Annotated in this window: 9 protein-coding genes; all 9 read left to right on the top strand. The window is 60.9% G+C overall.

The annotated features are described in order from the left end of the window. The first annotated feature begins 37 nt into the window (after positions 1-37). The 9 genes from bamA to KVO92_RS17325 all read left to right on the top strand — a co-directional run bounded on the left by bamA (position 38) and on the right by KVO92_RS17325 (position 11867). Positions 38-2401 carry an outer membrane protein assembly factor BamA gene (gene bamA / locus KVO92_RS17285; protein ID WP_217476769.1) on the top strand — a complete coding sequence of 788 codons (2364 nt, stop codon included), beginning with the start codon at positions 38-40 and terminating at the stop codon, positions 2399-2401. 47 nt (positions 2402-2448) lie between these two features. Continuing rightward, the gene (locus tag KVO92_RS17290; RefSeq protein WP_217476770.1) at positions 2449-2952 is read left to right on the top strand and encodes an OmpH family outer membrane protein; all 504 of its coding nucleotides are present in this window, start codon (positions 2449-2451) and stop codon (positions 2950-2952) included. Further along, complete coding sequence (gene lpxD, locus KVO92_RS17295) at positions 2949-4010, top strand: UDP-3-O-(3-hydroxymyristoyl)glucosamine N-acyltransferase (protein ID WP_217476771.1); 1062 nt, start codon at positions 2949-2951, stop codon at positions 4008-4010. The genes KVO92_RS17290 and lpxD overlap by 4 nt, the downstream gene beginning before the upstream one ends. A gap of 98 nt (positions 4011-4108) precedes the next feature. Beyond that, the gene (gene fabZ, locus KVO92_RS17300) at positions 4109-4549 is read left to right on the top strand and encodes a 3-hydroxyacyl-ACP dehydratase FabZ (RefSeq protein ID WP_217476772.1); all 441 of its coding nucleotides are present in this window, start codon (positions 4109-4111) and stop codon (positions 4547-4549) included. Beyond that, positions 4546-5322, top strand: coding sequence for an acyl-ACP--UDP-N-acetylglucosamine O-acyltransferase (lpxA, locus tag KVO92_RS17305; RefSeq protein WP_217476773.1), 777 nt, complete (start codon positions 4546-4548; stop codon positions 5320-5322). Before fabZ ends, lpxA begins: the two co-directional genes overlap by 4 nt. Positions 5323-5324: 2 nt before the next feature. After that, positions 5325-6458, top strand: coding sequence for a lipid-A-disaccharide synthase (gene lpxB / locus KVO92_RS17310; RefSeq protein ID WP_217476774.1), 1134 nt, complete (start codon positions 5325-5327; stop codon positions 6456-6458). Then, entirely contained in the window at positions 6458-7099 is a 642-nt protein-coding gene (gene rnhB / locus KVO92_RS17315) for a ribonuclease HII (protein ID WP_217476775.1), read from the top strand. Before lpxB ends, rnhB begins: the two co-directional genes overlap by 1 nt. A 109-nt stretch (positions 7100-7208) precedes the next feature. Beyond that, positions 7209-10730, top strand: coding sequence for a DNA polymerase III subunit alpha (gene dnaE, locus KVO92_RS17320; RefSeq protein ID WP_217476776.1), 3522 nt, complete (start codon positions 7209-7211; stop codon positions 10728-10730). 186 nt (positions 10731-10916) lie between these two features. Beyond that, positions 10917-11867, top strand: a complete 951-nt coding sequence (locus KVO92_RS17325; RefSeq protein WP_217476777.1) for an acetyl-CoA carboxylase carboxyltransferase subunit alpha — start codon at positions 10917-10919, stop codon at positions 11865-11867. Positions 11868-11882: the final 15 nt, after the last annotated feature.

Raw genomic sequence — 11882 nt, forward strand, 5'->3', positions numbered from 1 at the left:
GCAGGTTCAATGATCAGGTTTGAAAAGAAAGGACTTCATGAAACGTCTGCTGCTACCTGCGGTTATCTCCGCACTGATGATTGCCGAAGTTCACGCCGAGTCCTTCACCATCTCCGATATACGCGTCAATGGCCTTCAGCGCGTTTCTGCAGGTAGCGTCTTTGGCGCGTTGCCACTGAACGTTGGTCAGGCAGCCGATGACAGCCGCCTGGTCGATGCGACCCGTGCGCTGTTCCGTACCGGCTTCTTCGAGGACATCCAGCTCGGCCGCGAAGGTGACGTGTTGGTGATCAACGTGGTGGAACGCCCGTCGATTTCCGGTATCGAGATCGAAGGCAACAAGGCCATCAAGACCGAGGACCTATTGTCCGGTCTGCAGCAGTCCGGTCTGGCCGAGGGCGAAATCTTCCAGCGTGCCACCCTCGAAGGGGTACGCAACGAGCTGCAACGTCAGTACGTCGCGCAAGGTCGTTATTCAGCGACGATTGAAACCGAAGTCGTTCCACAGCCGCGTAACCGCGTAGCGCTGAAAATCAATATTAACGAAGGCTCGGTAGCCTCGATCAAGCACATCAACGTGGTCGGTAATTCGGTCTTTCCCGAAGAAGATCTGACCGACCTGTTCGAGCTCAAGACCAGCAACTGGTTGTCATTCTTCCGCAATGACGACAAGTACGCTCGCGAAAAGCTCTCCGGCGACCTCGAGCGTCTGCGTTCCTATTATCTGGACCGCGGCTACATCAACATGGATATCACCTCGACCCAGGTATCCATCACGCCGGACAAGAAGGACGTCTACATCACCGTCAACATCGCCGAAGGCGATCGCTACACCGTCAGCGACGTCAAGCTGAGCGGCGATCTCAAGGTGCCGCAGGACGAACTGCAAACCTTGTTGCTGGCGAAAAAAGGACAGGTGTTCTCACGCAAGGTGATGACCACCACGTCCGAGCTGATCACTCGCCGCCTGGGCAACGAGGGCTACACCTTCGCCAACGTCAACGGTGTGCCGGAAACCAATGACCAGGACCACACCGTCGCGATCACCTTCGTGGTCGATCCCGGTAAGCGCGCCTATGTCAATCGCATCAACTTCCGCGGTAACACCAAGACCGAAGACGAAGTGCTGCGTCGCGAGATGCGCCAGATGGAAGGCGGCTGGGCATCGACTTATCTGATCGACCAGTCAAAGACGCGTCTCGAACGTCTGGGTTTCTTCAAGGAAGTGAATGTCGAAACGCCTCAAGTACCTGGCACCGATGATCAGATCGATGTGAATTACAGCGTCGAAGAGCAGCCGTCCGGCTCGATCATGGCGAGCATCGGCTTTGCACAGAACGCCGGCCTTATCCTTGGCGGCTCGATCAGCCAGAACAACTTCCTGGGTACAGGTAACCGCGTCAGCGTTGGCTTGACCCGCAGCGAATACCAGTCGCGCTACAACTTCGGTTTCGTCGATCCCTACTGGACCGAAGATGGCGTCAGCCTCGGCTACAACGCCTTCTATCGGACCACCGACTACGACGAGCTCGATTACGATGTTTCCAGTTACTCGGTCGACAGTCTGGGGGCGGGCGTCAATATCGGCTACCCGATCAGCGAGACATCGCGCCTGTCGTTCGGTCTGTCCGCTCAGCAGGACACCATCGACAGCGGTCGTTACACGGTCGACGAGATCTTTGACTTCATGAAGGAAGAGGGCGACAGCTACCTCAACTTCAAGGCGTCGGTGGGTTGGTCCGAGTCGACGCTCAACCGCGGGGTGCTGGCCACGCGGGGCCATTCGCAAAGCCTCTCGCTGGAAACCACCATTCCGGGTAGCGATCTGTCGTTCTACAAGCTCGACTACAACGCCCAGCTGTTCGTGCCGGTCAGCAAGACCTACACCATGCGTCTGCATACCCAGCTGGGCTATGGTGATGCATACGGTTCGACGTCGCGCCTGCCGTTCTACGAGCACTACTATGCTGGCGGCTTCAACTCGGTTCGCGGCTTCAAGGACAGCAGCCTGGGCCCGCGCAGCACGCCGAGTCGCGGGGAGGACGTGACCGGGAACGAAGGGACTATCAGAGACCCGGACCAGGACGCATTGCCCTACGGTGGTAACGTGTTGATCCAGGGTGGGATGGAACTGCTGTTCCCGATGCCTTTCGTCAAGGACCAGCGTTCGCTGCGCACCTCGGTGTTCTGGGATGTCGGTAACGTCTACGATACGAATTGCCCGTCGGAATCCACCAAGTGCAGCGACATCGACTTCGGCGACATGGCCAGTTCGGTGGGTGTCGGTCTGACCTGGATCACTGCGATGGGGCCCTTGAGTTTCAGTCTGGCGATGCCGGTCGTGAAGCCGGACGACGCCGATACCCAAGTCTTCCAGTTCTCGCTGGGCCAAACCTTTTAACCCTCTGGAGCGACGCTCCAGCGCATTCCTGAAGAGTGGTGCATACCGTGCGTAAGTTGACCCAATTGCTTGTCGTTGCCGCAGCGCTAGTGGCAACCCCCGCGTTCGCCGAAATGAAAATTGCGGTGATGAACTATCAGATGGCATTGCTGGAATCCGACGCAGCCAAGCGTTACTCGGTGGACGCCGAGAAGAAATTCGGACCCCAGCTGGAGAAACTCAAAGGTCTGGAAAGCGATGCCAAGCGTATCCAGGATCGCCTGAACAAGGATGGCGACAAGATGCAGCAGGCCGAGCGTGAGCGTCTGGAGCTGGAATTCAAGCAGAAGGCACGGGATTTCCAGTTTCTTTCCAAGGAGCTCAACGAGTCCAAGGCCGCAGCCGATCGCGATATGCTCAAGCAGCTGAAACCCAAGCTGGACAAATCCGTGGAAGAGGTCATCAAGAAGGGTGATTACGACCTGGTGCTCGAGCGCGGCGCGGTGGTCGATGTCAAGCCGCAATACGACATCACCCGCCAAGTCATCGAGCGCATGAATCAGCTGCGTTGATGAGCGGAGTCATATATACGCTCGGCGCTCTGGCCGAGCGGCTCGGCGCCGGGTTGCGTGGCGATGCCTCACAGCAGGTGTCGGGGCTGGCGACGTTACAGGATGCCGGCCCCGAGCAGCTAAGCTTCCTTGCCAACGCTCAATATCGCAAGTATCTCGCGACGACCAAGGCCGGAGCTGTCTTGCTCACGGCGAAGGACGCCGAGGGCTATGCGGGCGCTGCGCTCGTGGTGCCCAATCCGTATCTGGCTTACGCGCGTCTTTCGCATTTGTTCGAAACGCGACCCGTCACGGCCGTAGGCATCCATCCCAGCGCCATCATCGATCCCCGGGCGGCAATCGATCCTTCCGCGCGCATCGGTGCCCAGGTGGTGATCGAAGCGGATGCCTGGATCGGCCCCGGGGTCGAGATCGGTGCACAGTCGGTAGTGGGAGCACGATGCCGTATTGGTGCAGGTGGCCGGCTGGCCGCTCGGGTGACGCTGTGTCATGACGTGATCATCGGCGAACGGGTTGTCATTCAGCCGGGTGCGGTGATTGGCGGTGAAGGATTTGGTTTTGCCAATGAGCAGGGCAGTTGGGAAAAGATCGCTCAGCTCGGTGGCGTGCGCATCGGTGACGATGTCGAGATCGGCGCCAACACCACGATCGACCGTGGCGCGATTTCGGACACGGTGATCGGCAACGGCGTGAAGCTGGATAATCAGATCATGATCGCCCACAACGTCCAGATCGGCGATAACACGGCGATGGCGGGTTGTACCGGCATCTCCGGCAGCACCAAGATCGGCCGCAACTGCATGATCGCTGGGGGCGTTGGGCTCGTTGGACATATCGAGATCTGTGACAACGTGTTCATTACCGGTATGACCATGGTCACCCGGTCGATCACCGAGCCGGGGAGCTACTCCTCCGGAACGGCTATGCAGCCAGCCGCGGAGTGGCGCAAGAGTGCCGCTCGGATTCGTCATCTCGATGACATGGCTCGCCGCCTGCAGCAAGTGGAAAAACGTCTGGCTAGCGTGACCCCGGACGGGGATACGTCTTCTGATGCCTGACCCTATCGTCTGATCGCCCCTGCCAGCGGCTTTCGCTTGGCGGGTTGTTCGACTGCTTGCCGTGCTGGCTCCCACAATCCTAACGGGCTCTTTCTCCAATGATGGATATCAACGAAATTCGCGAATACCTCCCCCACCGCTATCCCTTCCTGCTGGTCGATCGGGTGGTGGAGCTGGACACGGAAGCCAAGCGTGTTCGCGCCTACAAGAACGTCACGATCAACGAGCCGTTCTTCAACGGGCATTTCCCTCAGCATCCGATCATGCCTGGCGTGCTGATCATCGAGGCCATGGCCCAAGCCGCCGGTCTGCTTGGTTTCAAGATGATGGGAGTCAAGCCGGCCGACGGCACGCTGTACTACTTCGTCGGCTCGGACAAGCTGCGTTTCCGCCAGCCTGTCGTGCCGGGCGACCAACTGGTTCTAGAAGCGTCCTTCATCAGTGCCAAGCGTGGCATCTGGAAGTTCGACTGCCGTGCCACTGTCGACGGCAAGCCGGTATGCTCCGCTGAAATCATTTGTGCGGAACAGAAGATATGAGTTTGATCGACCCTCGTGCGATCGTCGATCCGGCGGCCCGGCTGGCGGATGACGTCCAGGTCGGCCCTTGGTCGATCATCGGCCCGGATGTCGAGATAGGCGAGGGTACGGTGATCGCGTCTCATGTGATCATCAAGGGACCGACCCGCATCGGTCGGTACAATCGGATCTTCCAGTTTTCCTCGGTGGGGGAGGACACGCCCGATCTGAAATACAAGGGCGAGCCAACCCGCCTGGTGATTGGCGATCACAATGTGATCCGCGAGGGTGTGACCATCCATCGTGGCACCGTGCAGGATCGCAGTGAAACCACCATTGGTGACCATAATCTGATCATGGCCTATGCCCACATCGGCCACGACAGCGTGATCGGCAACCACTGCATTCTGGTGAACAACACCGCTCTGGCCGGGCACGTGCACGTTGGCGACTGGGCGATTCTGTCCGGGTACACGCTGGTGCATCAGTACTGCCACATCGGTGCGTACAGCTTTTCCGGGATGGGTACCGCTATCGGCAAGGATGTCCCGGCATTCGTCACCGTGTTTGGTAACCCGGCCGAAGCACGCAGCATGAATTTTGAAGGCATGCGCCGTCGTGGCTTCAGTGACGAAGCCATTCTCGCCCTGCGCAACGCCTACAAGATCGTGTACCGCAAGGGACTGACCGTGGAAGCCGCGTTGGCGGCACTGGCGGCCGATGCCCAAGCGTTTCCCGAGGTCGCGTTGTTCCGAGACTCGGTGCAGGCGTCCAGCCGCGGGATCACCCGCTGACTATGTCCAGGCCACTGACAGTCGCGCTGGTGGCTGGCGAGGCGTCCGGCGATATCCTTGGAGCGGGCTTGATGCAGGCGCTCAGGGAGCGGCACCCTGACGTCCGGTTCGTCGGCATCGGTGGGCCTCGCATGGAGGCGCAAGGGCTTCGATCCTATTTTCCCCTCGAACGGCTGGCTGTCATGGGGCTGGTCGAGGTGCTCGGTCGGCTGCCGGAACTGCTGGCGCGTCGCAATCGGCTGCTCAAGACCTTTCTCGAGGTGCGCCCGGATGTGTTCATCGGTATCGATGCGCCGGACTTCAATCTTGACCTGGCGCTCAAGCTGCGACGCAACGGCATCAAAACCGTGCATTACGTCAGCCCATCGGTATGGGCCTGGCGGCAGAACCGCGTGTTGAAGATACGCGATGCCTGCGACCTGATGCTCACGCTGTTTCCCTTCGAAGCGAAGTTCTACGATGCGCACCAAGTGGCGGTGTGCTTCGTGGGTCATCCGCTGGCCGACGCCATTCCGCTGGTGGCCGATCGTGGCGCAGCGCGTGCCGAACTGGAACTGCCCCAGGACGGGCTGGTCGTCGCGCTGATGCCGGGTAGCCGTGGTGGCGAAGTGGGTCGCCTTGGCCCGCTGTTCCTTGCGGCAGCCGATCGCCTGCGCGCCATGCGCCCCGGTATTCGCTTCGTCGTGCCCTGCGCCAGCCCTGAGCGTCGTGTGCAGCTGGAACAGATGCTGGCCGGCCGTGATCTTCCGTTGATCTTGCTGGACGGCCAGTCTCACACGGCGTTGGCCGCTTGCGACGCCGTATTGATCGCCTCTGGAACCGCAACGCTTGAGGCCTTGCTGTACAAGCGTCCGATGGTGGTGGCCTATAGCGTCGCGCCACTGACCTTCCGTATTCTCAAGCGGATGGTGAAAAGCCCTTACGTGGCGCTGCCCAATCTGCTCGCTCAACGCCTGTTGGTACCGGAGCTTCTGCAGGAAGCGGCGACGCCGGACGCCATGGCCCAGTTGCTGTCTCCTTTGCTCGACAACGGTGACGTGCAGACCGAAGGGTTCGATACCATCCATCGGACCCTGCGCTGCGATGCATCGAGTCGCGCGGCGAGCGCAGTGCTGGAACTGGTCGGAGCGAACTGATGCAGATGGGGCTTGATTTCAACCTGGTCGAAGAGCTGGTCGCAGGCGTCGATGAGGTCGGTCGTGGCCCGCTGTGTGGTCCCGTTGTAACCGCTGCGGTGATTCTCGACCCGCTGCGTCCCATCGAGGGGCTCAATGACTCGAAGAAGCTCACCGAGGCACGGCGTGAAGCCTTGTTCGACGAGATCTGCGGGAAGGCGCTGGCCTGGTGTATCGCCCGCGCCGAGGTGCATGAAATCGATCAGCTGAACATTCTGCACGCCACTATGCTGGCCATGCAGCGTGCAGTCGAGGGCTTGAGCGTAACGCCGCGGCTGGCATTGATAGACGGCAACCGCTGTCCTCAGCTCGCGGTACCCAGCGCGCCGGTCATTCAGGGGGATGGGCAGGTGCCGGCAATCGCAGCTGCCTCGATCCTGGCCAAGGTCAGCCGTGATCGGGAAATGTGCGCGCTGGATCTGTGCTACCCCGGTTACGGGCTCGCGACCCACAAGGGTTATCCGACCCCTTACCACCTGGAGGCGCTGCAGCGCCTGGGCCCGACCATCATTCATCGGCGTTCGTTCGCCCCGGTACGCAACCTGCTGGAGCAAGGCATGCTCGCCAGTTCTGACCGTGCCACGGCGGCCTTGCCGGTCTGAGCTGACGAGGCCGGTCCATTGGTGAGGTAACCCGTCACCAGCTGCCTAAATTACCTGGGCTTTCCGGTACAATTCCCGGCTTGTCGTTTCGCCAGTTCAAGGTCCGCTCATGCCCGTTTCATTCGTCCATCTCCGCCTGCATACCGAGTACTCCCTGGTCGACGGATTGGTGCGCGTCAAACCGCTGGTCAAGTCGGTCGCAGGTGCCGGCATGCCGGCTGTGGCCGTAACGGATCAGAGCAACATGTGCTCGCTGGTCAAGTTCTACAAGGCGGCCCAAGGCGCCGGAATCAAGCCGATCTGCGGCGCCGATATCTGGCTCGCCAGTCGCGACGAAGATGGCCCGCTCAGCCGGCTGACACTGTTGGCCATGAACAGCAAGGGCTACCGGAATCTGACCGAGCTGGTCTCGCGCGGCTGGACCGAGGGGCAGCGCAACGATCAGATCATCATCGAACGTGACTGGGTCAAGGATGCTGCCGAAGGGCTGATCGCGCTGTCCGGGGCCAAGGAAGGCGAGATCGGCCATGCGCTGCTCGAGGGCGAGGACGCGCTGGCCGACGCGCTACTGGCGGAGTGGCAGGCGGTCTTCCCGCAACGTTTCTATCTCGAGGTGCAGCGTACCAGCCGCGTCAACGACGAAGAGCATCTGCATGCCGCCGTCGCGCTGGCGCAGCGTTGCAACGCCCCGCTGGTCGCCACCAACGACGTGCGTTTCCTCAAACAGGAAGATTTCGAAGCCCACGAAACGCGGGTCTGCATCGGCGAAAGCCGAACCCTCGACGACTCGAGGCGGCCGCGCAACTACTCCGATCAGCAATACCTCAAATCGCCGGAAGAAATGTGGGAGCTGTTCAGCGATCTGCCCGAGGCGCTGGAGAATACCGTCGAGATCGCTCGGCGCTGCAACATCGAAGTACAGCTGGGCACCTACTTCCTGCCAGACTTCCCGGTGCCGGCCGGCATGACCATGGACGAGTACTTTCGCAAGGTCTCGTTCGACGGTCTCGAGGAGCGCCTCGAGGTGCTACTGCCCAAGGACACGCCCGATTACGAGGCGAAGAGGCAGGTCTATATCGACCGGCTGAACTTCGAGCTGGACATCATCATCCAGATGGGCTTCCCGGGTTACTTCCTGATCGTTATGGACTTCATCCAGTGGGCGAAGAACAACGGTGTGCCGGTCGGACCGGGCCGGGGTTCGGGTGCCGGGTCGCTGGTGGCCTACGTGCAGAAAATCACCGACCTCGATCCGCTGGCCTATGACCTGCTGTTCGAGCGCTTCCTCAACCCCGAGCGGGTCTCCATGCCCGACTTCGACGTCGACTTCTGCATGGACGGTCGCGATCGCGTGATCGATTACGTGGCCGAGAAATACGGCCGCAACGCGGTCAGTCAGATCATCACCTTCGGCACCATGGCGGCCAAGGCGGTGGTGCGGGACGTGGCCCGGGTGCAAGGCAAGTCCTACGGCCTGGCAGACCGGCTTTCGAAGATGATTCCCTTCGAAGTCGGCATGACGCTGGAAAAAGCCTACGAGATGGAGGAGCCGCTGCGCGATTTCCTCGCCGTCGACGAAGACGCGCGGGAAATCTGGGAAATGGCCCTCAAGCTCGAAGGCATCACGCGTGGCACCGGCAAGCACGCCGGCGGCGTCGTGATCGCACCGACCAAGCTCACCGACTTTGCGCCGATCGCCTGCGATGACGAAGGTGGCAGTCTGGTCACACAGTTCGACAAGGACGATGTCGAGCAGGCGGGTCTGGTCAAGTTCGACTTCCTCGGCCTGCGCACCTTGACCATCATCAAGTGGGCACTGGAAACCATCAATCGCGAGCAGGCGCGCAAGGGCCTCGAACCGGTCAACATCGATTTCATTCCGCTGGACGACAAGCCCACCTACTCGTTGTTGCAGAAAGCCGAGACGACGGCGGTATTCCAGCTTGAATCGCGCGGCATGAAGGAGCTGATCAAAAAGCTCAAGCCGGACTGCCTGGAAGACCTCATCGCACTCGTCGCTCTGTTCCGTCCCGGCCCGCTGCAGTCGGGCATGGTGGATGACTTCATCAACCGTAAGCACGGTCGCGCGGAAATTTCCTATCCGCACTCGGATTACCAGTACGAAGGCCTCAAACCGGTGCTGGCGCCTACCTACGGCATCATCCTGTATCAGGAGCAGGTGATGCAGATCGCTCAGGTCATGGGTGGCTATACGCTTGGTCAGGCGGACATGCTGCGCCGGGCCATGGGTAAGAAGAAGCCCGAGGAAATGGCCAAGCAGCGCGGTGGTTTCATCGAAGGTTGCGCCAAGAACGGTATCGACGCCGATCTGGCCGGTAACATCTTTGACCTGGTGGAGAAGTTCGCCGGCTACGGTTTCAACAAGTCGCACTCGGCCGCCTATGGTCTGGTTTCTTACCAGACCGCCTGGCTCAAGGCGCACCATCCGTCGCCGTTCATGGCCGCGGTGCTGTCGGCGGATATGCACAACACCGACAAGGTGGTCACGCTGATCGAGGAATGCCGCAGCATGAAGCTGCGCATCGACGCGCCGGACGTGAATAATTCCGAGTTCAAGTTCACCGTCAGCGAGGACGGCCGGATCATATACGGCCTGGGCGCGATCAAGGGGGTCGGCGAGGGGCCGGTCGAGGCGATCTGCGAGTGCCGCAACGAAGGCGGTCCGTTCAAGGATCTGTTCGATTTCTGCAGTCGCGTCGATCTCAAGCGAATCAACAAGCGCACCCTGGAAGCGCTGATCCGCGGTGGTGCGCTCGATCGTCTCGGCCCTTATTTCTCCGACGAACCCAAGGCCTATCAGGCGAACATCGACCGTAACCGTGCGGTGCTGCTGTCCGCGATGGAAGAAGCCATTCAGGCGGCCGAACAGACTGCGCGCAGTCTCGACAGCGGTCACATGGACCTGTTCGGCGGTCTGTTCGCCGAGCCGGAGGCCGACGTCTATGCCAATCATCGCAAGGCGCGGGAGTTGACGCTCAAGGAGCGGCTAAAGGGCGAGAAGGACACGCTCGGCCTTTACCTGACGGGGCATCCGATCGACGAATACGAGGGTGAAGTACGCCGCTTCGCCCGCCAGCGCATCATCGATCTGCGGCCGGCGCGGGGTGAGCAGACCGTTGCCGGGTTGATCGTCAACCTGCGCGTGATGAAGAACAAGAAGGGTGACAAGATGGGCTTCATCACCCTGGATGACCGCTCCGGGCGAATCGAGGCGTCACTCTTCGCTGAAGCCTTCAACAGCGCTCAGGCATTGCTGCAGACCGACGCGCTGGTGGTGGTGGAGGGCGAAGTCAGCAACGACGACTTTTCCGGTGGCCTGCGCTTGCGCGCCAAGCGCGTGATGAGTCTCGAGGAAGCACGCACCGGGCTGGCCGAGAGCCTGCGGGTGAAGGTCGCGGGGGACGCGCTCAAGGGCGACCGGGTACGCTGGTTGGCTGATGTGTGCGGACGCCACCGCGGCGCCTGTCCGATCACGCTGGAATACACCAGCCGCGATGCGCGGGCGCTGCTGCAGTTTGGCGAAACCTGGCGGATCGATCCGGCCGACAACTTGATTCAGGCATTGCGTGACCAGTTCGGGCGCGACAACGTCTTTCTGCAATACCGATAGCGGGACGTAACGGATCTGCGCGCCAATCCTGGCTTGCGGAGCGGGTTACGCCCGACCGACCCGATCGTTGATCGGGTCATGATTGCGAACATTTTGTTCGACCTGAATGCGTCCGTCCCGTAAGGTAGGGCGCAAAAAACGGAACAGCCTCCCGGCCGCCTGGCCGTCGACGCATGACGGATGCCTATGAACCCGAATTTTCTCGATTTCGAACAGCCGATCGCCGACCTTCAAGCCAAGATCGAAGAATTGCGCCTGGTTGGTAATGACAACTCGCTGAACATCGGCGACGAGATTGCCCGCCTGCAAGACAAGAGCGAGTCGCTCACCGAGAGTATCTTCGGCAATCTCACCAGCTGGCAGATCGCCCGCCTGGCCCGCCACCCGCAACGCCCCTACACGCTCGATTACATCAGCCACCTGTTCACCGAATTCGAAGAGCTGCATGGCGACCGCCATTTCTCCGATGACGCGGCGATCGTTGGCGGTACCGCTCGCCTGAACGGTGAGCCGGTCATGGTGATCGGTCATCAGAAGGGGCGTGAGGTTCGCGAAAAGGTGCGCCGCAACTTCGGTATGCCGCGTCCTGAGGGCTACCGCAAGGCATGCCGCCTGATGGAAATGGCCGAGCGTTTCAAGATGCCGATCCTGACCTTTATCGACACGCCCGGCGCCTATCCGGGTATCGACGCGGAAGAGCGCAACCAGAGCGAGGCGATCGCGTGGAACCTGCGGGTGATGGCGCGCCTGAAGACGCCGATCATCGCGACCGTGATCGGTGAAGGCGGTTCCGGTGGTGCGCTGGCCATCGGCGTCTGTGATCAACTGAACATGCTGCAATATTCCACCTATGCGGTGATCTCGCCCGAAGGCTGCGCCTCGATTCTCTGGCGTACCGCGGACAAGGCGCCGGAAGCGGCCGAGGCCATGGGCGTCACCGCCGAACGTCTGAAGGATCTCGGTATCGTCGACAAGGTGATCGCCGAGCCGTTGGGCGGCGCGCACCGCAACCCGGCGTCGACAGCGGCATCCTTGCGCGAAGAGCTGACCGCTCAGCTGGATATGCTCAAGAGCTTCGACAGCGAAGCCTTGCTTGCGCGTCGCTACGAGCGCCTGATGAGCTACGGTATCGCCTGATCCAGCGTCGGGCTG

This window comes from Stutzerimonas stutzeri (assembly GCF_019090095.1).
Taxonomy (GTDB): domain Bacteria; phylum Pseudomonadota; class Gammaproteobacteria; order Pseudomonadales; family Pseudomonadaceae; genus Stutzerimonas; species Stutzerimonas stutzeri_AN.